Origin of the sequence: Nocardia sp. NPDC056000, from assembly GCF_042269265.1 — a bacterium.
GTDB lineage: Bacteria > Actinomycetota > Actinomycetes > Mycobacteriales > Mycobacteriaceae > Nocardia.
The window spans coordinates 366953-391453 of record NZ_JBHJXS010000010.1 but is presented as its reverse complement, the minus strand read 5'-3'; the positions used below and the strand labels follow the sequence as shown (position 1 = coordinate 391453).

Sequence of the window (24501 nt, the reverse complement as noted above, 5' to 3'; positions counted from 1 at the left end):
TGTCGCCCATGCGTAACAGCCGACCCGCTCCCGAACCGCCGGAGCCGCTGTTCCCGCTCATCGACGCGCATACCCATCTGGACGCGTGCGGTGCCACCGACGCCGAATCGGTTGCGGCCATTGTGGATCGGGCGCAAAAGGTGGGTGTGCGCGAGGTCGTGACGGTCGCCGACGATCTCGACGCGGCGCGTTTCGCGGTACAGGCCGCGAACTGGGATCACCGGGTATTCGCGGCGGTGGCGTTGCATCCGACCCGCGCCAATGCCCTCGACGATGCCGCCAAGGCCGAGCTCGAGCGCCTGGCCGCGGATCCGCGCGTGGTCGCGGTCGGTGAGACGGGTCTGGATTACTACTGGCCCGGCAAGCTGGAGGGCTGCGCCGATATCGAGGATCAGGTGGAGGGTTTCCGCTGGCATATCGATCTGGCCAAGCGGCTCGGCAAACCGCTCATGATCCACAATCGCGAGGCCGATCACGATCTGCTGACCGTGCTGTTGGATGAGGGTGCGCCGGAAACCGTTATCTTCCACTGCTTTTCGTCCGATGCGAATATGGCGCAGGCGTGTGTCGACGAAGGCTATGTGCTGAGTTTCTCCGGAACGGTGAGCTTCAAGAATGCTCATGAATTGCGGGAGGCCGCGAAAATCGTTCCGGAAGATCAGATTCTGGTCGAAACGGACGCACCGTTCCTGACTCCGCATCCGTTCCGCGGTGCGCCGAACGAGTCGTACATGCTGCCGTACACCTTGCGCGCGCTGGCCGAGATTCGGGAACAGGATCCGGTCACACTGGCCAAGGTCACCACCGCGAATGCGCGCCGGGTCTACGGAATCTGAGAATCCGACCGCCCCGCTTTGCGGATGTGGTCCCGCTCACTATGATCCAGTGCGATCGTGATTCACCTGCGACTCGATATCGGTTCGTGATTTCGGTATCCGCCGGTCCGGGTGAAACGGTTGTCAATCCCTGACCGCCTCGTTATCGTACTGTGACCATGCCGGGATTTCCGATGAAAGCCATGACGAAGATCAACTCGTCGCGGTCGCCGATGCTGTACGGCGCCATCGCGGCGATGCTTGTCACGCTCATCGTCGGCGCGGGCCTGGCCATTGTGAACAAGAAGACCATCACGGTCGTGGTGGACGGGCAGGCCACCGTGCACGACACCATGTACCTGAATGTGCGCGGCATTCTCAAGGACGCCGGCTACGGCATCGACGCGCGCGATGACGTATCCCCTTCGCCCGGTTCACGAATCGGCGACGGCGCGACCATCCGGCTCAATCGCGCGCGCGAGGTCTCGCTCATCGTCGACGGCACCCGATCCAAGGCGTGGACCACCGCGCTCACCGTCGCCGAGGCCATCGTGAAGCTGAATCTGCCCGGGGACGTGTTCAGTTCGCCCTCGCGGCCCACCCCGCTGCCGCTCGAGGGCGCGCAATTGCTCATCACCAATCCGCGCACCGTGGAGCTCGCCGATAACGGGAGCGCGCCGTCGCTGGTGCGGCTGGCCGCGCCGACCGTCGGGCAGCTGCTGGAGGTGCAGGGGCGTCCGCTGGTCAATCAGGATTCGGTCGAACCGTCTCCGACCACACCGCTCACCGACGGTATGAAGATCGTGGTCACCCGCAAGGTGATCGAAAAGCGCACCGAGCGGGTGCCTTTGGATCCGCCGGAGAACATCATCCAGGATCCGACGCTCAATATGAGCCGCACCATCGTCGAGAATCCGGGCGTACCGGGCACCCAGGACGTCACTTTCGCCGTCTCCATCGTGAACGGCAAAGAGGCGGGCAAGGATCCGGTGCAATCCACCGTGGTCGTCCCCGCCGCACCCAAGACCATCCGCAAGGGCGCGAAACCCGGCACCGAGGTGCCCGAGGTCAAGGACGGCCCCATCTGGGACGCCCTCGCCAAATGCGAATCCACCGGCAACTGGGCCATCAACACCGGCAACGGCTACTACGGCGGCATCCAGTTCGACCAGAGCACCTGGGAACGCCAGGGCGGCACCCGCTACGCCCCGCGCGCCGACCTCGCCACCCGCGAAGAACAGATCGCCATCGCGGAGGTAACCCGCGCCCGCCAGGGCTGGGGCGCCTGGCCCGCCTGCACCAGCCGCCTCGGCATCAGCTGACGCCCAATCGATTTCGGGCGCACCCCTCCCGTCATCCCGGCACGCTTTTGGCCGGGATCCACACAGCTTGTGCTCCAGCTGATTTCGGTGGATTCCGGCCGAAAGCATGCCGGAATGACGGGGCTTCGGTCTTACATCAGTGCGCCGCCGTCGACGCGCAACTCGGTGCCGGTCATATAGCGACCGTCATCCGATGCCACCATGGCGACCGCGCCCGCGACATCCTCGGGCTTGCCCAGCGCGCCGCCCTCGATCCATCCGGGCAGCCGCGCCAGCAGCGACCAATCCGAATCGGCGGGCAGGTCCAGTCCCGCGGTGAGGCTGGTGCCGATGCCGCCGGGCACGATATTCACCGCGCGCAGACCCTTTTTCACGTATTCGAGCGCGATGGCGTGGGTGAAGGCGTTCACGCCCGCCTTGGACGCGGCGTACGCGGCCATATACGGCACCGAGCCGAACGCGGAGGTGGAGGAGAAGTTCACCACCACGCCGCCGTGCGGTGATTCGAGCAGTGTCGGCAGCGCGGCCTGGGTCATCAGGAAGGTGCCGGTGAGGTTGACCGTGAGCACCTGATTCCAGGTTTCCAGCGGCAGTTCGTGGGTGTGCCCGGCGCGCATGATGCCCGCACCGTTCACCAATACGTCCAGCCCGCCGAGGAATTCGACGGCCTGCCCGAGTACCGCGCGCACGGATTCGGGATCGGCGACATTCAGATTCAGGGTGTGCAGCCGGTCCCGTGATTCGGCGGGGGTGGCGTCGATGGTGGCCTGCAGGCCGCTGTCATTGATATCGGCGGCGACCAGCTGGGCGCCTTCGGAGAGCAGGCGCAGGGCGATGCCCTGGCCGATTCCGGAGCCTGCTCCGGTGACGAGTACTCGACGTCCGTCGTATCTGCGCAACATGGCGCGAAATTAGAACAAGTTTCACTACGCGTCAATGGTTGGCCGAAATCGCCGATCACAGAGTTTTCTCATACTGGACGGTTGATCTAATAGCTAAGCTCAGTGCCGCTGTCGAATTGTTCCAGGGTCGGGCCCGATGGAGGATTAATGCGGTTGTTCGGTTGGCGCGCGCGGATTTTCACCGCCGCCATGGCCTCGGCGGGTTCGCTGCTCATGATCCCGGGAGCCCCCGCGCACGCCGCGACGGCGGGCACCGTGATCGATACGACCGCACATCCCGACGGCTGGCGCGGTATGTCCAACGGCTCCAGCGTGGACTACTGGACCACCCGCTCCAACGGTGAACCCGTGCAGGCCAGCGGCGCGCTCATCATTCCGCCCGGCCCGGCCCCCGCCAACGGCTGGCCGATCATGGCCTACGACCACGGCACCTCCGGCCTCGGTTCCGGTTGCGGCGGGCAGAGCGATGTGAGCCGCTTCAGCCGCCCCAAGGAGGACGCGATCCTCCAGTACTTCGTGAACAAGGGCTTCGCGGTGGTCGCCCCCGACTTCCTCGGACTCGGCAAATTCGATACCGGCCCGCACCCCTATCTGGAGACCCGCACCGAGGCCACCGCCACCATCGATCTGGTGCGCGCCGCCCGCGAAGCGCATCCGGAACTGTCGAAAACCTGGGCGCTGACCGGATTCTCGCAGGGCGGGCACGCGGCGCTGGGCGCGGCCAACCTGCAGGCGAGCTATGCCCCCGAGCTGGATTTCCGCGGCACCATCGCCTCGGACCCGGCCTCGGATGTGGAGAAGTTCGTACCCCTGGCCGGTCCCTACGTGCCGGAGATTCCGGGCCAGAACGGTAATGCCATCGACGGATTCGTCGTCAGCATGCTCGCCGGATTGCGTGCGACCCATCCGGAACTCGATCTGAACAGCTATCTGACCCCGCGCGGTCAGCAGGTGCTCGATCAGGCCGGGAGCCTGTGCTTCAACGACATCATGAAGGTCGTGGACGGCACCTCGGTCGGTGATCTGCTCGCCCGCCCGCTCGGCGACGATCGCTTCCGCGCCGCCATCAACGAGTACATGACCCTGCCGACCGCCGGTTACAACGCGCCGATCCTGTTGCTGATCAACGTGACCGACATGGTGGTGCCCTCACCGCTGCACGCCGCGCTGATCGCACAGCTCGCCGCGAACGGTCAGGACTTCGGCGTGGTCACCGGCACCGGCGGTCATACCGAACTCAATCCGGCCATGTGGTCGGCCATCGACGCCTTCACCGCGCGCGTACTCGCCACACCCACCAGATCCTGACCGCCGGGGTCCGGGCCACCGCGCAGCCCGGGACCCGCGGTCCGCCGGACGCCCGCCCGCCTCCCCTCGGCAGGCGGGCGTTCTCTATTCCGCCCGAATTTGTTCAGCAACTGTCAAGCAAATAGTTTGTCCGATGAACACCTCGGAAGGGCAACCCCGCTTCCGAGGCGCAACCGGTGGAGGATTTGTGAGATTTACCAGCACTTTTGCTCGAAGACTTACGATGACGGCCGTGGCGTCCAGCACGCTGCTGATGCTGCCGGTGACCCCGGCGCAGGCGGACGCACCCGGGTCACTGATCTCGGCAACCCGTCAGCCCGATAGCTATCACGGCATCGCGAACGGCTCCCTGGTGGAGTACTGGACCACCCGATCCAATGGTGAACAGGTCCGGGCCAGCGGTGCCATGTTCGTCCCGGCGGGTCCGGCCCCCGCGGGCGGCTGGCCGATCATGGCCTATAACCACGGCACCACCGGACTGGGTGCGAACTGCGGCGGCCAGTCCGATCCGGCGACCGCGCCGCTGCCGGTGCCGCTGGCCGCCGATGAGACGCTCATGCGGTACTTCGTTTCGAAGGGGTTCGCCGTCGTCGCCCCCGACCATCTCGGCCTGGGCGTCTTCGATACCGGCCCGCACCCGTATCTGGAACTGCGCACCGAGGCGACCGCCACCATCGATATGGTGCGCGCCGCCCGCGCCGCGAATCCGGGACTGTCGCGCACCTGGGCGGTGACCGGTATGTCGCAGGGCGGTCATGCCTCGCTGGGCACCGCCAACCTGCAGGCGTCGGCCGCACCGGATCTCGATTTCCGCGGCACCATCGCCATCGATCCGGCCTCGGATGTGGAGAAGGCGCTGCCCATCGCCGGGCCTTGGGTGCCGCGGCTGCCCGGTGAAATCGGCAGTGGCGTAGGCGCTTTCAGCACCAGCATTCTTGCGGGCATGCGCGCCGCTCGGCCCGACGCGCAGGTCGACAGCTATCTGACCGAGCGCGGCCGCCGTCTGCTCGATGACATCGGGACCGAATGCCTGCCCGCCATCTCCGAGCGCATGTCGCAGGTGTCGATGGGCGAGCTGCTCGCGCGCCCGCTGTCCGAGGGCCCGTTCCCGGCGGTGCTGCGGGACTATATGACAGTTCCGGTCCGGGGCTATGACGCGCCGATCCTGCTGCTGCTCAACGCCACCGACACCACCGTCCCGTCCCCGCTGCACGGTGCGCTCGCCGCGCAGTTCGCGGCCAATGGCGTGGACTTCGACACGGTCGTCGGCACCGGATCGCACTGCCAGTTGAATCCGGCGATGTGGGCCGCCATCGAGGACTTCAGCAACCGCGTGCTGGCCACTCCCGTCCAGTCCTGACCGCCGCCCGCCCGATGCGGCCTGGAGGGGATCGCATCGGGCGGGCGCGTGTCGGCCGCGGGGCGAGGCCGGAGCGGCGCACGCGGGTTGATAGGTTTCGCAGGGTGTCCGAACCCGAAATCGCCGCTCGTGGAAAAGCCGCCCTGCTAGGTCCCGCCGAGGTGCGGGCGATGGCCGAGCGATTCGGTGTGCGCCCGACCAAGCAGCTCGGACAGAACTTCGTGCACGATGCCAACACCATGCGCCGCATCGTGTCGGCGGCCGGGGTCACCGGCGATGACGTGGCCCTCGAGGTCGGTCCCGGACTCGGCTCGCTCACCCTGGCCCTGCTCGATGTCGCGGATCGGGTGATCGCCGTCGAGATCGATCCGGTGCTGGCCGGGCACCTCCCCGGCACCGTCGCGGATCGCGCCCCGGAACTCGCCGACCGGCTCACGGTTGTGGAGAAGGACGCCCTGCGTGTCCAGGCCGCCGATCTGCCCGCCGCACCCACGGCGCTGGTCGCGAACCTGCCCTACAACGTGGCCGTCCCGGTGCTGCTGCATCTGCTGGCCGAATTCCCCAGCATCCGAACCACTCTCATCATGGTGCAGCTCGAGGTCGCCGACCGCCTCGCCGCCACCCCCGGCGGCCGCATCTACGGTGTGCCCAGCGTGAAGGCGGGCTTCTTCGGCACCGTCCGCCGCTCCGGGACGGTTGGCCGCCAGATCTTCTGGCCGGTACCGCAGGTCGAATCGGGTCTGGTGCGCATCGACCGCTACGCCGAGGCGCCCTGGCCGATGGACGAGGATCACCGCAGGAAGGTCTTCGAGGTCATCGACGCCGCCTTCGCGCAGCGGCGCAAGACCCTGCGCGCCGCGCTCGCGGGTTGGGCGGGCTCTCCCGTCGAAGCCGAAAAGCGTTTGGTGGCAGCGGGAATCGCCCCCACAGCGCGCGGTGAGACCCTCGATACCGCGGCGTTCGTCCGCCTGGCCGCGCAAGCGTGAACTAGTCCGGCAGGCTGAGCATGGCGCGCAGATTGGCGCTGGTCACCGTCGCCCGCGCCTGCGGGTTTTCGGCCATGTAGGTGATGAGCGAGAGCAGCGCGTTCGGTTCCACATGCCATAGCGTCGGCATCAATTGATATGTGCCCGTGCCGATTTCACGGTGGGTGACCGGATCTTCCAGGCGGAACGCCACCGTGGCCGTTCCGCTCTTGGGCTGGGTGCGGCTCTGGATATCGGTGAGTTGTTCCCACGGCGCGTCCAGCTTGCCGCCCATGCGGATTCGATCCCTGGCGAGGGTCAGCGCCGGGCGCTCCAGCAATCCCATCGGTCCGATGACGAGGAAGAACGCCAGGAGCACCCCGCCGAGAATGGCCACCGGCAGGACGTGGATCTCGAAGCCCCACAGCGTGATTCCGCCCAATGCCACCAGCAGGATGGGCAGCAGGAGGAGATTGGACTCCCCACGCAGCGGGCGGTGCAGCACGAGCGCCCCGGGCTCTTCGGTGACGGTCGGCGGCGGCTCACCCAGCACCAGGGACGCGGGAAAGAACAGGGACAGCGCGAGGAACAGCAGCGCCACCCCGATCGGCCGGTGACCGGCGAATCCGCCGAGGGCGAAGGACACCGCCGCCGCGAACAGGCCGAAGGAGATCAGCCCGGCGAACATGAGGCCGAGCCCGCCGCTCACGGTATTTCGTTCCCGCCGCGGCCACCGGTCGAGCCACCGATAGCCGGGCGGGAGGGATGATTCCCCCGAAGCGGTGTGAAATTCCGGCACTCTACGAACTGTATGGAGTTACACCTGGATTCGCAGGGCATCGAGCAGTCCGTCTTCGATTCCGTCGCCGTCGGCGCGCGCGGTCACGGTGAGCTGCACCAGGTATTCGTAATTGCCAACGGGGACAATCACATAGCGGGTGTGCACCCACAGGACGAGGGCGTCCACGGAATAGGTGCCGCTCACCGCCGCCGACGGAAAGCCTTGGTAGTCGGCGATTTCCGCGCCGAGTTCACGCCAGTCCGGCAGTTGGCGGGCATCGGCGAACGCCGACTCCAGCAGTTCGGCCGGATTCGAGGGCTTGGACAGCCGGCCCACCAGCAGCACGACATTGTCGGCCCAGCCGTTCTCCGGCGGGCGGGTGAAGACGCCGTACGCGCCCGGGAACATGGCGGCGTCCACGGCCTGCCAGCTGTCGGCGAGCGGCAACTCGACCCGCGGTGTCCCGGCCTCGCCCGGCTGCACCGGCGCGATCTCGATCTCCGCTGCGGCCAGGTACTCGGCAATAGTCGTCACGAACTCTGCTCCTCGGCATCGCGGGCGAGGCGGTCCCCACCGCGTTCGCCAGCCATTGAACACGAACCGCTCCCGCACCCGACCGCGCGCCCCGCATACGGCCGGGGCCGTCCGGATCGGATGATCCGAACGGCCCCGGTGACAGCCGATATTCGCTCAGCCGCGGAAGCGGCGCAGGCGCAGGCTGTTGCTGACCACGAAGACGCTGGACAGCGCCATGGCGGCACCGGCGAGCATGGGGTTCAGCAGACCGGCGGCGGCCAGCGGGATGGCTGCCACGTTGTAGCCGAAGGCCCAGAACAGATTGCCCTTGATGGTGCGCAGGGTGGCCCGGGACAGTTTGATCGCGGTCGGGACCGCGAGCAGATCATCACGCACCAGGGTCAGGTCGGCCGCCTGGATGGCGACGTCGGTGCCGGTGCCCATGGCCAGGCCGAGGTCGGCCTGCGCGAGCGCGGCCGCGTCATTGACGCCGTCGCCGACCATGGCGACCACCTTGCCCTGCTCCTGCAACCGTTTCACCACGGCGAGCTTGTCGCTGGGCAGCACCTCGGCGATGACCTCGTCGATGCCGACCTGATCGGCAACGGTGCGGGCGGTGGCGGCATTGTCACCGGTGAGCAGCACCGGGGTGAGGCCGAGCGCCCGCATCTCCGAGATCGCCTGCGCACTGGTCGGTTTCACGGCATCGGAGATGACCAGTACGCCACGGGCGATACCGTCCCAGGCCACCGCGATGGCGGTCTTCCCGGCCTGTTCGGCGCGAGTCTTGGCGTCCGCCAGCACTTCCGGCAGCGTGATGGACCAGTCCTCGAGCAGTTCGGTGCGGCCGATGACGACCGCCCGCTCGCCGACCAGACCCTGGACGCCCTTGCCGCCGTGGCTGACGAACTGTTCGACGGTCTCGGTATCGAGTCCGCGCTCGGCCGCGCCCTTCACCACGGCCTTGGCGACCGGATGTTCGGAGCCGTGCTCGACCGCCGCGGCGACCGCCAGCAGTTCGGCCGCGTCCACGTTCGACGCCGGAATCGCTTCCGCCAGCGTCATTTTGCCGGTGGTCACGGTGCCGGTCTTGTCCAGCACCACGGTGTCGATGCGCCGGGTCGACTCCAGCACCTGCGGACCCTTGATCAGGATGCCCAGTTGCGCGCCGCGACCGGTGCCCACCAATAGCGCCGTGGGAGTGGCCAATCCGAGTGCGCACGGGCAGGCGATGATCAGCACCGCGACGGCCGCGCCGAAGGCGGTCGAGACGGCCGCGCCGGTGCCGAGCCAGAAGCCAAGGGCCGCGACGGCGATCCCGATGACGATCGGCACGAACACCCCGGCCACCCGATCGGCGAGCCGCTGCACCGGAGCCTTACCGTTCTGCGCCTCCTCGACCAGCGAGGCCATCTGCGCCAGTTGGGTATCCGCGCCGACCCGGGTGGCGCGCACGGTCAGCAGACCGCCCGCGTTCACCGTCGCGCCGACCACGGCATCGCCCGGACCGACCTCCACCGGCACCGATTCACCGGTGAGCATGCTCATATCGAGGGCCGAATTGCCTTTGACCACGGTGCCGTCGGTGGCGATCTTCTCGCCCGGTCGCACCAGGAATTCCTCGCCGACCCGCAAATCGCCCACGGGGATACGGGTTTCGACGCCGCCGCGTACGACCGCGACATCCTTCGCGCCCAGTTCCAGCAGCGCGCGCAGCGCGGATCCGGCCTTCTCCTTGGATCGGGTCTCGAAATACCGGCCCGCCAGAATCGCGGTGATCAGCGTCGCCGCCACCTCGAAGTACAGCGCCGAGGACGAGTCGCCGCGGGTGATGGCAAGGCTGAAGGGGTGTTTCATACCCGCCATGCCCGCATCACCGAAGAACAGCGCGTACACCGACCAGCCGAAGGCGGCCAGGGTGCCCAGTGAGATGAGCGTATCCATGGTGGCCGCACCGTGTTTGGCGTTCACCCACGCGGCGCGATGGAATTGCGCGCCGCCCCACACCACGATGGGTGCGGTCAGCGTCAGCGAAAGCCATTGCCAGTTGGTGAATTGCAGTGCCGGGATCATGGCCATGGCGACCACGGGGATGGCCAGCGCCAGCGTCACCAGCAGCCGATGGCGCAGCTGCTGGGTCGCACCGGGGGCCGAATTACCGTCGCTATCAACGGGTTTCACCGGCTCGGTGCTGTGCACGGCGGCGGTGTAGCCGGTGTCGACGACCTTCGCGATCAGATCATCGGCGGTCACCGACTCCGGGAAGCTGACCTTCGCCTTCTCGGTGGCGTAGTTCACCGTGGCGGTGACGCCGTCGATCCGGTTGAGCTTCTTCTCGATGCGGGACGCGCAGGAGGCGCAGGTCATACCGCCGATTTCCAGCTCGATGGACCGCTCCTGGGCTGGGGCGCTCATCAGTGACCTCCTCCGTGCTGCGAATGCGCGTCCGAAGCGGATGCGGCGGTTGTGGTTTCGTTGGTGAATTCGGCGGTGTGCACCGTCCCGCCGTGCTGGAAGTCCAGGTACAGGCGGTACGTGCCATCGCTCGGCGCTTGCGCGTGGAAGGCGACTTCCGGTCCGGGAGCGGTCTTTCCGACCTCGCCCTCGGGGTGCACGTGCAGGTAGGCGAGATCGCTCGCCCGCAGTGCGACCAGGTGCGCGTACGCGCCCAGGTAGGGCTGCAAATCGGTGACCGCTTTACCGTCGCGGGTGACGGTGAACTTCACTTCGCTTCCGGCGGTGGACAGATCGCCGTTCAGGGTGACCTGGTAACCGTCCACCTGCGCGGTCTTGGACGCGGGAGGCAGCGGTTTGGCGACCGCGTCCCCGGCGACGTTCACGGTCCGGCTGAGCGTCAGCTCGCCCGGGCCGCCCGCGGGGGAGAAGTCGGTGAAGACCCGATAGGTGCCGGGTTCGGCCCACTTCCAGTCGATGGACCAGGTGCCGTCGGCGGCGAGTTCGGGATGTACGTGCCGGAATTGGCTCGCATCCGAACGGACCACGATCAGGTGCAGGTTCTTCTCGTGCAGACTGTTGTATTTCGTGACGGACCCCTGCGGTCCGGTGATCCGGAAGCGCAGTGCCCCTTGCTGATTCGCGGCGGTCGGGGCGGTGACATCGGTGAGGGCGTACCCCTGCTCACTGTCGGCGAGCCCCGGGGCGGCCGCGGTGGAATGCGCGGAGGTCGTGCCGGAGGCCGACTCGGCCGGATCGCCCACCAGGGCGCCGATGCCGAGTGCGGCCCCGAACAGTACGACCAGTCCGCCACCGAACGCGGCGAACCTCAGTCGATCGTTCATTCAGCTCGCCACCTCGTACCCGGCTTCGTCGACGGCGGCCGTGACATCGGCGTCGGCGATCGGAGCGGTGGACTCGACCTTGACCAGCCCGGTGGCGAGATCGACATCGACGCTGGTGACACCGTCGATCTTGCCGATCTCCTTCCGGACCGATCCGACGCAGTGGCCGCAGGTCATGCCGGTGACGGTGTAGGTGCTGGTGGCCATTTCGACTCCTCGACTCGCGCTATACGGTGCGGGGGTATCCCCGACACTTCGAAAACATACCCCCCATGGGTACCTGGCGCAAGCGGTTCGGCGTGGAAATTCAGCTCTTCGCGGCCTCGGATTCCGGCCACACCCGTAGTGCCAGCTCAGCGACCTGTGCCAATTCCGCGCGGCTCGCGCCATCGCGGGCGGACTGTGACATGCCCTGCATGACCGCGCCGATATAGCGGGCCAGCGCGTCCGCATCGGTGTCCGCGGGCAGCAGTCCAGCGGCGATATCGACGCGAATCCTATCGGCGAAGGCGTGCACATTGGCGGTGCGCATGCCCTCCAGCATGGTCGCGACCTCGGTATTGGTGGTGTTGATTCCGGCGCTGATCACCATGCAGCCGTTCGGGAGTCCGGGCACGGTGTATTCCAGTGCCGCCTCGCGCAGGGTGCGGGCCACCGCGTCCCAGGCGGTCGGTTCCTCGGCGAGCGCGCGGGCCGCGAAACCCGCGTAGTGGTTCGTGTACACGCCGACGGATTCATTGAACAGCTGCTGTTTATCGCCGAAGGCGGCGTACAGGCTTGGCGCGCCGATGCCGAGCTCGCCGGTGAGGTCGCTGATCGAGGTGGCCTCGTACCCCTGTCGCCAGAACAGTCGTAAAGCCTTGTCCAGGGCGGCATCTCGGTCGAATTTCCGGGGTCGGCCCCGGGTGGGTGTGGCCATGCCTCCTATTTTATAGCGTTCGCTAGATAATGTGCTACGGTCCCTTTCTGTAACGATCGCTAGATAAAGGGAGCACCGCTCATGAGCGCACTCGCAGGCAAGACAGCACTGGTCACCGGCAGCGGCCGCGGCATCGGACGCGCCATCGCGCTGCGCCTGGCGCACGACGGCGCACGGGTCGCGGTGCACTACAACCGCGATACCGCCGCCGCCAAGGAGACCGTCGCCGCCATCGAGGCCGCGGGCGGTTCGGCCTTCGCCATTCAGGCCCGGCTCGGCGTACCCGGTGATGCAGAAGCCCTGTGGACCGCCTTCGACGCACACGCCGACGGGCTCGACATCCTGGTCAACAACGCCGGGACCGACGGCATCCGCGAACCCATCGGCGGCACCGATGAGGAATCGTTCGACCGCGTATTCGCGATCAACACCAAATCCCCGTTCTTCGTGACGAAACTCGGGATCGACCGCCTGCGTGACAACGGCCGCATCGTCAGCGTCTCGACCGGTCTCACCCGCGGCGCGTATCAACCGCAGCTGCTCGCCTACACCATGACCAAGGCCGCCATCGACGCGCTGACCAGCATCCTCGCCAAAGAGCTTGGGCCGCGCGGCATTACGGTCAATGCGGTGGCTCCCGGAGCCATCGACACCGATATGAACGCCAGTTGGCTGCGCACCCCCGAGGGGCAGGCCGATACCGCCGCCCGATCCCCGCTGAACCGGGTCGGCCAGCCCGGCGACGTCGCCGATATCGTCGGTTTTCTCGCCTCCGACGCCTCCCGTTGGGTTACCGGTCAGTGGATCGACGCCACCGGTGGCGCACTCCTGTAGGTAACTGCAACTAGGCTGTGCGCGTGCTGTCTGTTGTGCCCAGCCCCGTCGTCGTGCGCGCGCCCTCGAAGGTGAACCTGCACCTCGGGGTGGGTGATCTTCGCGAGGACGGATACCACGACCTCACCACCGTTTTCCAGGCGCTCTCGCTGAGCGACGATCTGGAGATCGCCCCCGCGGCGGCCCTCACCGTGCAGGTCACCGGTGAGGGCGCCGATGAGGTGCCCACCGATCGCGGAAATCTGGTGTGGCAGGCCGCGGTCCGGCTCGCACATCTGGGCGGGCGCGCACCGCTGGTGGAATTCGCCATCGCCAAGGGCATTCCGGTGGCGGGTGGTATGGCGGGCGGCAGCGCCGATGCCGCCGCCGCCCTGCTCGGGCTGAACGAACTGTGGGAACTCGGCCTCACCCGCGTCGAATTGTCCGATATCGCAGCCGAACTCGGCAGTGACGTCCCCTTCGCCCTGCACGGCCAGACCGCCCTGGGCCGCGGCCGCGGCGAGGAACTGCTCCCGGTGCTGTGCCGCAACACCTTCCACTGGGTGCTCGCCCTCGCCAAGGGCGGCCTGTCCACCCCGGCGGTCTTCCACGAACTCGACCGCCTCCGCGAAATCGGCGACCCGCCGCGCCTCGGCAGCCCCGAAGCCCTGCTGCAGGCCCTCGCCTCCGGTGACCCGCACCAACTCGCCCCCCTGCTCGGCAACGACCTGCAAATCGCCGCCCTCTCCCTGAAACCGGAACTCCGCCGCACCCTGCGCGCGGGTGTCACCGCAGGCGCGCTCGCGGGCATAGTCTCCGGCTCCGGCCCCACCTGCGCCTTCCTCTGCGAATCCGAGGAAGCCGCGATAGCGGTCGCCGCCGAACTCTCCGGCGCGGGCGTCTCCCGTAGCGTCCGCACCGCCCACGGCCCGGTCCCGGGCGCGCGCATCGTCTCCGGAGCCGTCGACTCCAAGCGCTGACCCACGCGCGGCTCCGGCCCCGATTCGCACCCTCGGTAGGCTGGACGAGGGGCAAATACCGTTTGCGCCCGTCGACGCGACAGAAGGATTCATGGCCAACCTGATCAACCTGGAACAGGTCAACAAGAGTTTCGGTGTTGCACCACTGCTCGAGAACATCTCCCTCGGTGTCCAGGAGGGGGAGCGGATCGGGGTCGTGGGTCTCAATGGTGGCGGTAAGACGACACTGTTGGAGGTGCTGACCGGGCTCGAGGAGCCGGACAGCGGCCGGGTCAGTCGGGTCGGCGGATTGCGCATGGCCGTGGTGACGCAGCGCGGGGTGCTCCCGGACGGCGCGACCGTCGGTGAGGTGGTGCTGGCGGGGCTCGCCGAGGATCAGATGACCGACGGTGTGGCCGAGCACGAATGGGCCTCCAACCACCGCATTCGCAATGTGGTCGAGGGCATCGGCATCGCCGACCTCGGCATGGATTCGCTGGTGGCCAACCTCTCCGGTGGTGAGCGCCGGCGTACCGCGCTGGCCGCCGCGCTGGTGCGCGATCTGGACCTGCTGGTGCTGGACGAGCCCACCAACCACCTCGATGTCGAGGGCGTGCAGTGGCTGGCCGAACATCTGCTGTCCCGCCGCAGTGCGCTGGTGGTCGTGACCCACGATCGCTGGTTCCTGGACACCGTCGCCACCCGCACCTGGGAGGTGCAGGGTGGCAAGGTGGAAACCTACGAGGGCGGTTACAACGACTGGATCTTCGCGCGCGCCGAGCGTTCCCGGCAGGCCGATGCCAGCGAGCAGCGCCGCCAGAACCTGGCGCGCAAGGAGCTGGCCTGGCTGCGGCGCGGTGCGCCCGCGCGTACCTCCAAGCCGCGGTACCGGATCGAGGCCGCGGAGGCGTTGATCGCCAATGTGCCCGCGCCCCGCGACAAGGTGGAATTGGCCTCGTTCGCGCGTAAGCGCCTGGGCCGCGTGGTGATCGAGCTCGAGGACGCCACCCTGGCCACCCCCGACGGCCGCGAATTGGTCGGGGATCTGACCTGGCGGCTGGCCCCGGGTGAGCGCGTCGGCCTGGTCGGGGTGAACGGTTCGGGCAAGACCACGCTCTTGCGCGCGCTCGCCGGTGATACGGAATTGCAGGCCGGTAAGCGCATCGAGGGCAAGACCATCAAGATCGGCTGGCTGCGCCAGGAACTCGATGATCTGCCGCTGGATATGCGTGTGCTGGAAGCGGTTCAGGATGTCGCCATGCGAACCATGCTGGGCGATAAGGAGATCAGCGCCGGACAGCTGGCCGAACGCCTCGGTTTCACCCCCGCCAAACAGCGCACCCCCGTCGGTGATCTGTCCGGTGGTGAACGCCGCCGCCTGCAGCTGACCCGAATCCTGATGAGCGAACCCAACGTACTGCTGTTGGACGAGCCCACCAACGACCTGGACATCGACACCCTTCAGCAGTTGGAAGACCTGCTCGACAATTGGGCGGGCACCATGGTCGTCATCTCGCACGACCGGTACCTGGTCGAGCGCATCTGCGACACCACCTGGGCGCTGTTCGGCGACGGCAAGCTCACCAACCTGCCCGGCGGCATCACCGAATACCTGAAGAAGCGGTCCGCCATGGTGGCCGCGAAATCCGGTGCGGCGGCGGCGAATACGAGCACCGGCGCGACCACCACCACCGATGCGGCCGCGCACCGCGCCGCCCGCAAGGAACTGTCCAAGCTGGAGCGCTCCATCCAGAAGCTCGATGAGCGGGAGTCGAAACTGCATGCCGCCCTGGCGGATGCGGCCACCACCCCGGACAAGCTCATCGCCCTGGGTACCGAACTGAAGCAGGTGCAGACGGAGAAGGAAGCGGCCGAGGAGCGCTGGCTGGAACTCGCCGACATCTGATCCGGCGGCCCCGAACAATCGAAAGCCCGTGTCCGACAGGGACACGGGCTTTTCGTTCGGCCGATATCAGCCGTGTTGTTCGAGGGGCGCGGCCTGATCCAGTGCCGGGACCGGCAGGCAGGTGCGGACGAATCCGGCGCCGAACGAGGTGAGTTCGATGGTGCGGTACAGGACCTTGGTGCCGAAGCCCGCGCGCTTGAGCAGCCGCCGCACTTCCGGCTGCGCTTCCAACAGCTGATAGCGGTTCGGATTGCCGAGCGGCTCGCGCGTCACATCGACCAGGCCGAGCCGATCCAGGTTGACGAGGTACTCCTCGACCCGGTTCGGGTAGCGCAGTCCGGCGTCCTCGCCGAGCAGATTGAATTCGCCGCCACCGGAATTGCGCCCGGTGCGCACCGCGAGCAGCGGCTGCGGGCCGTCCAGGTAGAGGTACCGGATGACGCGCGCCTCATCGGGCGCGAGCTCGCCCAGAATCCGCGCGTACGCCGGATGCCGTTGCGCGTCATCGTCATCGTGGAATTCGGCTGAGCGGCGGAGCAATTCGGCTCCGCGTGCGCGGAGCACGGTGGGGGAGCAGGGTTCGGCGGAGGCCACCTCGACCGCTTCCGGTGCGGGCACGCCGAGTGCCTGCCGCACCGAATGCCGCACCTGCGCACCGGCATCGGAGAGTATGTCGCGTGGCGCCTGCCCGGCCATACTGCCGCGCAGCACCACCGAGGTGACGCCGAGCGCGGTGCTCAAGCCCCACACCCCGGCCTCGACGGCGGCCGAAACCGCCACGCGCACCACGCCTCCGGCGGCGCGCACCGGCCCGGCCGAGGCGGTGGCCGTCACCGGAACCGGCAGCGGTGCGGCGGGCCGCACCACCAGCGTGGTGGAGGTATCGGCGGGATCCCCTTCGCCCGAGTCGGTTTCGGTCATATCCATGAGGTAGCAACTCCTGTTCCGAAGATCAGGAGGTGAGCGTAACCGGCCAGGAGCCCCAGCACACCGCCATGGACAAACAAGAGCCATTCATCTTGTTTGATGGCCGAACGGAGCATGTCAACGAACTCCGGCGGCGGCAGCGCCGACATTTGTTTGGCGATGTACTCCTGCACCTGCTTGCCCTGCTGCACGTTGAACGCCGGGTCCGCGAAGGCGATCGGGGCGATCTTCATGGACTCGGCGGTGAAACTGTCCTGCAGCGAGTCGTATTCGCGATTGCCCAGGAAGAACTTCACCGCCCCGCGCGCCGGGCCGAGCGCCTGATCGGCGGCGGGTTTGAGGGTGTCCGCCAGCATCTGCATGGTGCGGTCCGAGCGCGGCCCGTTGAGCAGTTCGTCGCCGATATTGGCGACGGTCATGATCTGGCTGGCCACCATATCGGCGTAGCCCTCGGTGATCTCGGGCTGCCGCTTGACCAGCAGCCCCTGCCGCCACGGGCACCACCACTTCGGGTAGGCGGGGGCGAAGATCATATTGATGCCGACCCAGTTGACCACCCAGCCGATCACGATGCCGCCGAGCGGCAGCACCGCCAGCGCCGACCAGCCGGTCCAGTGCAGGATGCCGACCAGCAGCAGACCCATGGGCGCGCCGAAGTAGAAGCCGAAGTTCTGCATGAATCGCAGTTCTTTGGCCCCGAGCACCTGGAACAGGCTGTTGAGCAACTGCGGTCGCGCCTGGAAGTAGCGAATGACCATCTGCTTGACGTCGAGCAGTTGATCGATGTTGTTGCCGAGTTCATCGGTGAGTTCGCGCAGAATTGTCGGGAGCTGTTCGGCTACCCGGTTGTGCACCATCTCGCGGACGCCATTGGGCAGGTTATACCAGAGTTGTGGATGTTCACGCCGCAGAATGTCTTCCACGATGTCACGAATCTGGAGTTCTGCTATTTCAGTCAGGTGTTCCGCGAGCTTGTCGGGTTCGAGTTCGCGATAGAAGTCCGCGACGTTTCCGAGTTTCGCCAGCCCTTTGTCGACGGCAATGCTCGCCATCTTGTCCGCGCGCGACGGAACGATCCCCTGCCAGCCCATCCGCCCGTCGTACTGCAGCAGCGGCAGCACCTGAATCCGCTTGGGCAGGAAGGGAAACAGCGCCGCCAGCCCCGGCATGCGGAATCCGTGGAAGCTCACCGGTTTGAACAGCATGAGCACGCCGGTCCAGTTGGTGATGTATCCGATGACGCCGGTGAACAATGGAATCGTGATCAATTCCAGCAAAATTGTCGGGTGTACTCCGAAGACACTCTCTAGCAACGTCACCCTCCTGCCGACCCACACCGGTACCCGCCGCCGGCATCAACCCCATCGGCGTCTCGGACCTTACTGTGGATTCAGGAAGTGAGTCCAGTGACGCAGTGTCTGGGTCGGAGATCTCGGTCACAGTGTTCCACCCCGGTGTTCCACTGTTTCGACTTCACCGCGAGAATGGCGGGGACTGCGGGTGGGTCTAGCGGCATAATCTGTGGACGATCTAGTTCACCTGGCAATATTCGGAGATGGACGTGACAGACGACAGGACCTCGCAGTCGCAGGGGGGTGCAGGCGAGGTGGTCCGTCCAGGTCCCCGTGCCGTGGAACGCAGCTCGGACGTCGAGCAGCGCCAGATCAGCAATGAGGCCCGGATGATCCGCGGGGTCTTCCGCGCGGCCGGACTCGCCGTCGGCACCGCGGCGCGCGGTAGCCAGTGGGCGGTCGGCACCGGCTTCGATATCACCAAACAATTGACGCAGGCGGCCCTGGACGGCGAATCCTCAGCGGATATCGCCGAGCGCACCGGTGCGGCACTGCGTTCCATCGCGCGCAGCGCACTGGGCGTCACCGAGGGTTCGGTGCGCGAAATCGTCAGTTACGTACCGACTCCCGTGAACGGGCCGAATCAGCACGCCATCGGTGCGGGCGCGCTGTTGCGCTCGGCCACCAGCGAGGAACTGCGCCGCCGCGGTGACGCGCTGCTCGCGCGGTCGGCCGATGTCTACTTCACCGAGGACGTGCACCCGGCCTACGACCGGATTCTCGATCAGCTCGCGCCCGATGAGGCGCGCATCCTGCGCTTCATGGCCCTGAACGGCCCGCAGCCGACCGTGGATGTGCGCACCAACCGGCCGCTCGGCATCGGTTCGGAGCTGGTGCAGGGCGATCTGACCTCGGTGCCCGAACAGGCGGGCGTCCGCTATCCCGATCGCGCCCGGCACTACCTGATCAACCTGAACCGGCTGGGCCTGACCACCACCTCCGATGATCCGGTGGTGCTCTCGCGCTACATGGTGCTCGAAGTGCAGCCGGTGGTGGAGTCCGCGCTGAAGAAGGCGGGCCGCGTACCCAAGATCGTCCGAAAGAGCCTGCGGCTGACCGAGTTCGGCGAGGACTTCTGCACCACCTGCTTCAGCATCAGCCACTGACTCGACTCGAACCCCGGTGCGAACCGGGGTGCGAGAGTGCCGCGTTGATAGCGATACGGTACTAATGTGCGCTAAATTTCGAGTATCCCGCACCTCTGATGGGATTGTGGGTGTTATGGATTCCGATGCGGTCGCCGCGATCAGCCGGTTGAAGTTCCGGTATCTGCGTGCCCTCGACACCAAGTCGTGGGAGGAGTTCGCCGACACCATGATCCCGGAGGCGACCGCCACCTACAGCGAGTACCTACAGTTCGAATCCCGGGACGCGTTCCTGGCGTTCATGCGCAATACGCTCGGCCCGCACGTCATCACCGAACACCGCTGCGACCACCCGGAAATCGATGTCACCGGCGATAAGGCGGTCGGCACCTGGTACCTCGCCGATACGGTCCTGATCCCGGGCCACAATATGCTGCTGCGCGGCGCGGCCTTCTACTCCGACCAGTACGTGAAATGCGATGACGGCAACTGGCGCATCGCGCACACCGGTTACGAGCGCACCTACGAAGTGGTCATGTCCCTCTCGGACCTGCCGAGCCTGCGCCTGACCTCCAGCCGCTGGGGCCTGATCGCCCGCGATCCGGCCGACACCCCGCGCACCGATCCCGCCCCGCCCGACGCGACGGGGACCATGGGCTGACTCCCGTCATTCCGGCCGACGAGCGGATGCTCAGTCGGCGGTCGCGACCAGCGGTTCGAGCGTCAGATTCGGGTGTTCCTTCTGGACGTAGGCCAGCTTCCACTTGTCACCGAAGAGCGCGAGCATCACACCGTCGGTGCGGGTGAACACTTCCACGCCGCGCTGGCGGCCGAGTTCGACGGCCGATTCGGCATCGGTGCGGCGGGCCAGCTGATACGGCAGCGAGTCGAGATTGGTCTCGACGTTGTACTCGCCGAGCATGCGCGCGGTCACGACCTCGAACTGCATCGGGCCGACGGCGGCCAGCACGGGGGAGGCGTCACCGCGAATATCGTTGCGCAGCACCTGAACCACGCCCTCGGAGTCGAGCTGGTCGATGGCCTTGCGGAACTGCTTGTACTTGCCCGCGCTCTGCGCGCGCAGGGTGGCGAAATGCTCCGGCGCGAACGACGGGATCGGCGGGAACTGCACCTTCTTGTCCGCGAACAGCGTGTGCCCCGGAGCCAGCGCGGTCGCGTTGACCAGACCCACCACATCACCCGGGTACGCGGTGTCGACGGTGGTGCGCTCGCGGCCGAAAATGGTGAGCGCGTACTTGGTGGCGAACGGGCGGCCGGTCTGCGCGTGCGTCACCACCATGCCGCGTTCGAATTCACCGGACACGATGCGCATGAAGGCGAGGCGGTCGCGGTGCGCGGTATCCATACCGGCCTGCACCTTGAAGATGACCGCGCTGAACGGATCGCCGGTCTCGCGCGGCCGATCATTGATGTCGATGCGGGCGCGCGGCGCGGGCGCGAGTTCGATGAGCGTCTCGAGTAGTTGGCGCACACCGAAATTCAGCATGGCGGAGCCGTAGATGACCGGTGAGGTGTGCCCGGCCAGGAACAGTTCCTGATCGTGGTCCTGTCCGGCGGCGGACAGCAGTTCGCTCTCCTCGACGGCGGTGATCCAGGCCTCGCCCTCGCGTTCGGCGGCCTGTTCGGGTGTCAGATGCTCCTCGGGCGCGATGGTCGCGCCGCCCGCGGTGCGGGTGAAGTGGATGTATTCGGCGGGTGCGCCTTCCGCGCCGCGGCGCAGCAGGCCGCGGAAATCACCGGCGATGCCGACGGGCAGGAACAGCGGGGTGGGGGTGAGCCCGATGCGGTCGATGATCTCGTCGAGCAGTTCCAGCGGCGCCTGGCCCGGCCGGTCCCACTTGTTGATGACGGTGATGACGGGGATGCCGCGATCGCGCGCCACCTGAAAGAGCTTGAGCGTCTGCGGTTCCAGGCCCTTGGCCGCGTCGATGAGCATGACCGCCGCGTCGACCGCGGTGAGCACGCGGTAGGTGTCCTCGGAGAAGTCGGAGTGACCGGGCGTATCGACGAGGTTGATCACGCAGTCGCCGTATTCGAACTGCAGCGCCGTGGAGCTGACGGAGATACCGCGCGCCTTCTCCATTTCCATCCAGTCCGAGACGGTGGACTTGCGCCCCGCCTTGCCGTGGATGGCGCCGGCCTCGGAGATGACCTTCGCGTGCAGCGCCAGCGCTTCGGTGAGCGTCGACTTACCGGCGTCCGGATGGGAGATCACCGCGAAGGTGCGCCGCCGGGCCACCTCGTCGGCCAACCGCCCGGAACTGGGTGCGGTGGTCGCGCTGGCAGTCGGGGAACTCACGGGGGACTCCTTCGCAGACGAGGCAACCGAACCAGGGTACGCGACGAGGCCCGTCAGCCGAGATGGCGGGTGATGGCGTTGGCGACCAGGCGGGCCGGATCCGCGCCGGGCGCGATGGCTTCGATGCTGCGGTTGGCGACCACGGTGGCGATGCCGTGCAGGCTGGTCCACAGGCTCAGCGCGATCTCGGCGGCGTCGAGGGGGGTTGCGCCGGGTTCGGCCGCGGGGATGTTCGAGGCGACGAGTTCGCGCCAGCGGCGGAACAGCGGGAGCGTGACGTTCACGCGCAGGTTCTCGCCCGCGCCCTCCAGCAGGTCGTGGCGGAACATGAGGGTGAACATCTCGGGGCGGCGCGCGGCGAATTCCATGTAGGCGAGTGCGGTGCGCTCGAGTCGATCGCGGGGTGCGGAGGCCGGAGCGGCGGGGGATAGCGGCGTATCCGCCTGTATCGCTTCGAGTCTCGCGCCGAGGTCGGCATAACCGCGCGCGGCGATGGCGGCCAGCAGTGCGTTGTGGGTGGGGAACCAGCGGCGCGGCGCACCGTGCGACACCCCCGCTTCGCGGGCGATGGCGCGCAGGCCGAGCTGTCCCGCGCCGACCTCCTCGAGCATCTCGACCCCGGCGCTCACCAGCCGTTCCCGCAGCGGCTCAACCACACTCATGCCGCACATCCTCCCAAGTCGTGTGTGCGATTCATCGTAGACACTGTCTACTCGCATGGTGTAGACCTGATTACGACCGCGTAGACGATGTCTACGCATTTGGCTTCCGGGGAGGTTCTCGTGTGGTACTGGCTGTTGAAACATGTATTCGTCGGACCCCTGCTCAGGCTGATGGGCAGGCCGGAAGTCGAAGGGCTGCACCATGTTCCGGCTGACGGCCCGGTGATCATCGCCGCCAACCATCTGGCCGTGGTGGATTCGCTCTACCTGTGCCTGGTGCTGAATCGCCCGGTCACCTTCATCGCGAAGCAGGAGTACTTCACCACCGGCGGCTTCCGCGGCCGGGTGAACCGCTGGGTCATGAAGGCCACCGGACAGGTCCCCGTGGATCGCACCGGCGGGCAGGCCGGTGGCGATTCCCTCGCCGCGGCCGTGCGAATTCTGGAAGCGGGCGGCATCTGGGGCATCCACCCCGAGGGCACCCGTTCGCCCGACGGCCGCATCTATCGCGGCCGCACCGGCGTCATCCGGGTCGCCATGCAGACCGGCGCGCCCGTGGTCCCCGTGGTGCTGTCCGGCACCGATCGGGTCAATCCGCGCAATCGCCGCTTCCTGCGCCCGGCCAAGGTGCGCATCTCGATCGGCCGCCCGCGCTACTTCGTCCCCGCCGATCGCAATGGCGTGCGGCAGGCCACCGATGAACTGATGGCGGATCTGGTGCGCCGTTCGGGTCGCCCCTATGTCGATTGCTACGCAGCCACATTCAAGGATCGGGCCGAGGCCGCGTAGCCGAAGGGCGACACCTTACCTCGCGGAGGTGGGGGTGGTGCGGAGCATCTATCACCGCGTGTTAAAGTCTTCAGGTTGTCTCGGCGAGGGTGCGACACCCCAAAAATGTCCACCGTGATCGACGGGCTCGGCTTCCGGCCGTCCCTGTTGGTCTTCGCCCGACGAATAGACCAACATCGCGCCAGGGCGGCAATATCCCCTGGCCAGCACGCTGACATCAGCCCGGACGAGCCCGTAGGAGTAGACAGTCATGTCCGACGCCAACCTTCTCGAAGCCACTGTACGCACCGAGTTCGGCAAGGGTGCCGCGCGTCGTACCCGCCGCGACGGCAATGTGCCCGCCGTGCTGTACGGCCACAACACCGAGCCGCAGCACCTCGCCGTGAACGCGCGTGAATTCGCCGCCATCCTGCGTGAGCACGGCACCAACGCCGTGCTGAACCTGGACATCGCGGGCAAGAAGCACCTGGCGCTGACCAAGTCCGTGGTCGTGCACCCGATCCGTCGCTACATCGAGCACGCCGACCTGCTGGTCATCCGTCGCGGTGAGCGCGTCGTCGCCGATGTGCACGTGAACCTGGTCGGAGAGGCCGCCTCCGGCACCCTGGTCACCTCCGATGTCACCGTGCTCTCCATCGAGGCCGACGTCATGAGCCTGCCCGACGCCATCGACGTCTCCATCGAGGGCGTCGAGGCCGGCACCCAGATCAACGCGGGCGACATCACCCTGCCCGAGGGTGTCACCCTGGCCGGCGACGCCGACGCGCTGATCGTCAACATCATCGCCGCCCCGGCCTCCGCGCAGGAGACCGAAGAGGCCGCCGAGGCTGCCGCCGCCGGCGACTCCGCCGCCGAGTAATACTGCCCCACAAGGGTTCTCGTGACCGAGGCGACGGCCGGGCCCGCGCTCGTGGTCGGACTGGGTAATCCCGGTTCCGAATACGAGCGCACCCGGCACAATGTCGGATTCATGGTCGCCGATGTGCTCGCGGAGCGCGTCGGCGGCCGTTTCACCGTGCACAAGAAGTCCGGCGCGGACCTGCTCGAGGCGCGCCTGGACGGGCGCAAGGTGCTGATCGCCAAACCGCGCAGCTATATGAACCTGTCCGGTCGCCCGGTCGCGGCACTGGCAAAATTCTTCTCGGTGCCCGCCACCGAGGTGATCGCCATCCACGATGAACTCGATCTGCCGTTCGGCGTGATCCGGTTGAAGCAGGGCGGCGGCGAGGGCGGGCACAATGGCCTGCGCTCCATGTCGCAGGCGCTGACCACCAAGGATTACCTGCGGGTCCGGTTCGGTATCGGGCGTCCGCCCGGCCGCCAGGATCCCGCCGACTATGTGCTCAAGCCGTTCTCGGCTCCCGAGCGCAAGGAGGTGCCGGTGATCGTGGAGCAGGCCGCCGACGCGGTGGAGCTACTGCTGCGCGTGGGCCTGGAGCCCGCGCAGAACCAGTTGCACTGAGCTGTAAAGACTTTCGCACCCCCGTCCGGATTCCGGACG

Annotated in this window: 24 protein-coding genes; 13 read left to right on the top strand and 11 right to left on the bottom strand. The window is 67.2% G+C overall.

What is annotated here, in order from left to right:
- Window positions 1-8: 8 nt before the first annotated feature.
- Together ACFC4D_RS29335 and ACFC4D_RS29330 are read left to right on the top strand one after the other, a co-directional pair.
- The gene (locus ACFC4D_RS29335) at window positions 9-836 is read left to right on the top strand and encodes a TatD family hydrolase (protein ID WP_376068169.1); all 828 of its coding nucleotides are present in this window, start codon (window positions 9-11) and stop codon (window positions 834-836) included.
- Between the two features lie 173 nt (window positions 837-1009).
- Window positions 1010-2137, top strand: a complete 1128-nt coding sequence (locus ACFC4D_RS29330; protein ID WP_376068168.1) for a transglycosylase family protein — start codon at window positions 1010-1012, stop codon at window positions 2135-2137.
- A 131-nt stretch (window positions 2138-2268) separates the two neighbouring features.
- On the opposite strand, the gene ACFC4D_RS29325 is transcribed toward ACFC4D_RS29330, so the two are convergent.
- Window positions 2269-3036 carry an SDR family NAD(P)-dependent oxidoreductase gene (locus tag ACFC4D_RS29325; RefSeq protein WP_375966393.1) on the bottom strand — a complete coding sequence of 256 codons (768 nt, stop codon included), beginning with the start codon at window positions 3034-3036 and terminating at the stop codon, window positions 2269-2271.
- A 150-nt stretch (window positions 3037-3186) separates the two neighbouring features.
- Between ACFC4D_RS29325 and ACFC4D_RS29320 the strand changes: the two genes are divergently transcribed.
- From ACFC4D_RS29320 to rsmA, 3 genes are all read left to right on the top strand, one after another.
- Window positions 3187-4347 carry a lipase family protein gene (locus tag ACFC4D_RS29320; protein ID WP_376068167.1) on the top strand — a complete coding sequence of 387 codons (1161 nt, stop codon included), beginning with the start codon at window positions 3187-3189 and terminating at the stop codon, window positions 4345-4347.
- Window positions 4348-4570: 223 nt separating this feature from the next.
- Window positions 4571-5707 (top strand): lipase family protein, encoded by a 1137-nt coding sequence (locus tag ACFC4D_RS29315; protein ID WP_376068165.1) that lies wholly within the window; start codon window positions 4571-4573, stop codon window positions 5705-5707.
- A 104-nt stretch (window positions 5708-5811) separates the two neighbouring features.
- Window positions 5812-6693, top strand: a complete 882-nt coding sequence (rsmA, locus tag ACFC4D_RS29310; protein WP_376068163.1) for a 16S rRNA (adenine(1518)-N(6)/adenine(1519)-N(6))-dimethyltransferase RsmA — start codon at window positions 5812-5814, stop codon at window positions 6691-6693.
- A gap of 1 nt (window position 6694) precedes the next feature.
- Here the strand turns inward: rsmA and ACFC4D_RS29305 are convergent, their stop codons facing one another.
- From ACFC4D_RS29305 to ACFC4D_RS29280, 6 genes are all read right to left on the bottom strand, one after another.
- Window positions 6695-7471 carry a hypothetical protein gene (locus ACFC4D_RS29305; RefSeq protein ID WP_376068161.1) on the bottom strand — a complete coding sequence of 259 codons (777 nt, stop codon included), beginning with the start codon at window positions 7469-7471 and terminating at the stop codon, window positions 6695-6697.
- 18 nt (window positions 7472-7489) lie between these two features.
- Window positions 7490-7987 carry an LpqN/LpqT family lipoprotein gene (locus ACFC4D_RS29300; protein WP_364642081.1) on the bottom strand — a complete coding sequence of 166 codons (498 nt, stop codon included), beginning with the start codon at window positions 7985-7987 and terminating at the stop codon, window positions 7490-7492.
- A 156-nt stretch (window positions 7988-8143) separates the two neighbouring features.
- Window positions 8144-10384: a heavy metal translocating P-type ATPase gene (locus tag ACFC4D_RS29295; protein ID WP_376068159.1), complete on the bottom strand. Its 2241-nt coding sequence runs from the start codon at window positions 10382-10384 to the stop codon at window positions 8144-8146.
- Complete coding sequence (locus ACFC4D_RS29290) at window positions 10384-11268, bottom strand: hypothetical protein (RefSeq protein ID WP_376068158.1); 885 nt, start codon at window positions 11266-11268, stop codon at window positions 10384-10386. Before ACFC4D_RS29290 ends, ACFC4D_RS29295 begins: the two co-directional genes overlap by 1 nt.
- Window positions 11269-11475 carry a copper ion binding protein gene (locus ACFC4D_RS29285; RefSeq protein WP_364642071.1) on the bottom strand — a complete coding sequence of 69 codons (207 nt, stop codon included), beginning with the start codon at window positions 11473-11475 and terminating at the stop codon, window positions 11269-11271.
- 100 nt (window positions 11476-11575) lie between these two features.
- On the bottom strand, window positions 11576-12187 hold the full coding sequence (locus ACFC4D_RS29280) for a TetR/AcrR family transcriptional regulator (protein WP_375964997.1): 612 nt from the start codon (window positions 12185-12187) through the stop codon (window positions 11576-11578).
- 81 nt (window positions 12188-12268) lie between these two features.
- Here ACFC4D_RS29280 and ACFC4D_RS29275 point away from each other — a divergent pair, with 81 nt between their 5' ends.
- The 3 genes from ACFC4D_RS29275 (at window position 12269) to ACFC4D_RS29265 (ending at window position 15865) form a co-directional block, all read left to right on the top strand.
- A complete protein-coding gene (locus ACFC4D_RS29275) occupies window positions 12269-13021 on the top strand; it encodes an SDR family oxidoreductase (RefSeq protein WP_376068156.1) in 753 nt (250 codons plus the stop codon).
- A 23-nt stretch (window positions 13022-13044) separates the two neighbouring features.
- The gene (locus ACFC4D_RS29270; protein WP_376068154.1) at window positions 13045-13980 is read left to right on the top strand and encodes a 4-(cytidine 5'-diphospho)-2-C-methyl-D-erythritol kinase; all 936 of its coding nucleotides are present in this window, start codon (window positions 13045-13047) and stop codon (window positions 13978-13980) included.
- A 91-nt stretch (window positions 13981-14071) separates the two neighbouring features.
- On the top strand, window positions 14072-15865 hold the full coding sequence (locus ACFC4D_RS29265) for an ABC-F family ATP-binding cassette domain-containing protein (RefSeq protein WP_375965006.1): 1794 nt from the start codon (window positions 14072-14074) through the stop codon (window positions 15863-15865).
- 66 nt (window positions 15866-15931) lie between these two features.
- Here ACFC4D_RS29265 and ACFC4D_RS29260 read toward each other — a convergent pair whose 3' ends face one another.
- Together ACFC4D_RS29260 and ACFC4D_RS29255 are read right to left on the bottom strand one after the other, a co-directional pair.
- Entirely contained in the window at window positions 15932-16792 is an 861-nt protein-coding gene (locus ACFC4D_RS29260) for an Abi-alpha family protein (protein WP_376068152.1), read from the bottom strand.
- Window positions 16783-18060: a hypothetical protein gene (locus ACFC4D_RS29255; protein ID WP_375965011.1), complete on the bottom strand. Its 1278-nt coding sequence runs from the start codon at window positions 18058-18060 to the stop codon at window positions 16783-16785. The genes ACFC4D_RS29260 and ACFC4D_RS29255 overlap by 10 nt, the downstream gene beginning before the upstream one ends.
- Window positions 18061-18422: 362 nt before the next feature.
- Here ACFC4D_RS29255 and ACFC4D_RS29250 point away from each other — a divergent pair, with 362 nt between their 5' ends.
- Together ACFC4D_RS29250 and ACFC4D_RS29245 are read left to right on the top strand one after the other, a co-directional pair.
- Window positions 18423-19250: a DUF4393 domain-containing protein gene (locus ACFC4D_RS29250; RefSeq protein WP_364642048.1), complete on the top strand. Its 828-nt coding sequence runs from the start codon at window positions 18423-18425 to the stop codon at window positions 19248-19250.
- Window positions 19251-19365: 115 nt separating this feature from the next.
- Window positions 19366-19890: a nuclear transport factor 2 family protein gene (locus tag ACFC4D_RS29245; protein ID WP_364642045.1), complete on the top strand. Its 525-nt coding sequence runs from the start codon at window positions 19366-19368 to the stop codon at window positions 19888-19890.
- Window positions 19891-19920: 30 nt separating this feature from the next.
- On the opposite strand, the gene ACFC4D_RS29240 is transcribed toward ACFC4D_RS29245, so the two are convergent.
- The gene (locus tag ACFC4D_RS29240; RefSeq protein WP_375965015.1) at window positions 19921-21549 is read right to left on the bottom strand and encodes a peptide chain release factor 3; all 1629 of its coding nucleotides are present in this window, start codon (window positions 21547-21549) and stop codon (window positions 19921-19923) included.
- A gap of 53 nt (window positions 21550-21602) precedes the next feature.
- Window positions 21603-22211 (bottom strand): TetR/AcrR family transcriptional regulator, encoded by a 609-nt coding sequence (locus tag ACFC4D_RS29235; RefSeq protein WP_375965018.1) that lies wholly within the window; start codon window positions 22209-22211, stop codon window positions 21603-21605.
- Between the two features lie 120 nt (window positions 22212-22331).
- On the opposite strand from ACFC4D_RS29235, the gene ACFC4D_RS29230 reads away from it, so the two are divergent.
- From ACFC4D_RS29230 to pth, 3 genes are all read left to right on the top strand, one after another.
- Entirely contained in the window at window positions 22332-23000 is a 669-nt protein-coding gene (locus tag ACFC4D_RS29230; protein ID WP_375965021.1) for a lysophospholipid acyltransferase family protein, read from the top strand.
- Window positions 23001-23250: 250 nt separating this feature from the next.
- The gene (locus ACFC4D_RS29225) at window positions 23251-23859 is read left to right on the top strand and encodes a 50S ribosomal protein L25/general stress protein Ctc (RefSeq protein ID WP_364642036.1); all 609 of its coding nucleotides are present in this window, start codon (window positions 23251-23253) and stop codon (window positions 23857-23859) included.
- 21 nt (window positions 23860-23880) lie between these two features.
- Window positions 23881-24462, top strand: a complete 582-nt coding sequence (gene pth / locus ACFC4D_RS29220) for an aminoacyl-tRNA hydrolase (RefSeq protein WP_375965024.1) — start codon at window positions 23881-23883, stop codon at window positions 24460-24462.
- Window positions 24463-24501 lie beyond the last annotated feature (39 nt).

What these genes read in the sequence shown, in the direction of transcription:
- ACFC4D_RS29335 (WP_376068169.1), top strand. Translation starts at nt 9, where the DNA reads ATGCGTAACAGCCGACCCGCTCCCGAACCGCCGGAGCCGCTGTTCCCG.
- ACFC4D_RS29330 (WP_376068168.1), top strand. Translation starts at nt 1,010, where the DNA reads ATGAAAGCCATGACGAAGATCAACTCGTCGCGGTCGCCGATGCTGTAC.
- ACFC4D_RS29320 (WP_376068167.1), top strand. Translation starts at nt 3,187, where the DNA reads ATGCGGTTGTTCGGTTGGCGCGCGCGGATTTTCACCGCCGCCATGGCC.
- ACFC4D_RS29315 (WP_376068165.1), top strand. Translation starts at nt 4,571, where the DNA reads ATGACGGCCGTGGCGTCCAGCACGCTGCTGATGCTGCCGGTGACCCCG.
- ACFC4D_RS29295 (WP_376068159.1), bottom strand. Translation starts at nt 10,384, where the DNA reads ATGAGCGCCCCAGCCCAGGAGCGGTCCATCGAGCTGGAAATCGGCGGT.
- ACFC4D_RS29290 (WP_376068158.1), bottom strand. Translation starts at nt 11,268, where the DNA reads ATGAACGATCGACTGAGGTTCGCCGCGTTCGGTGGCGGACTGGTCGTA.
- ACFC4D_RS29285 (WP_364642071.1), bottom strand. Translation starts at nt 11,475, where the DNA reads ATGGCCACCAGCACCTACACCGTCACCGGCATGACCTGCGGCCACTGC.
- ACFC4D_RS29280 (WP_375964997.1), bottom strand. Translation starts at nt 12,187, where the DNA reads ATGGCCACACCCACCCGGGGCCGACCCCGGAAATTCGACCGAGATGCC.
- ACFC4D_RS29275 (WP_376068156.1), top strand. Translation starts at nt 12,269, where the DNA reads ATGAGCGCACTCGCAGGCAAGACAGCACTGGTCACCGGCAGCGGCCGC.
- ACFC4D_RS29265 (WP_375965006.1), top strand. Translation starts at nt 14,072, where the DNA reads ATGGCCAACCTGATCAACCTGGAACAGGTCAACAAGAGTTTCGGTGTT.
- ACFC4D_RS29260 (WP_376068152.1), bottom strand. Translation starts at nt 16,792, where the DNA reads ATGGATATGACCGAAACCGACTCGGGCGAAGGGGATCCCGCCGATACC.
- ACFC4D_RS29245 (WP_364642045.1), top strand. Translation starts at nt 19,366, where the DNA reads ATGGATTCCGATGCGGTCGCCGCGATCAGCCGGTTGAAGTTCCGGTAT.
- ACFC4D_RS29235 (WP_375965018.1), bottom strand. Translation starts at nt 22,211, where the DNA reads ATGAGTGTGGTTGAGCCGCTGCGGGAACGGCTGGTGAGCGCCGGGGTC.
- ACFC4D_RS29225 (WP_364642036.1), top strand. Translation starts at nt 23,251, where the DNA reads ATGTCCGACGCCAACCTTCTCGAAGCCACTGTACGCACCGAGTTCGGC.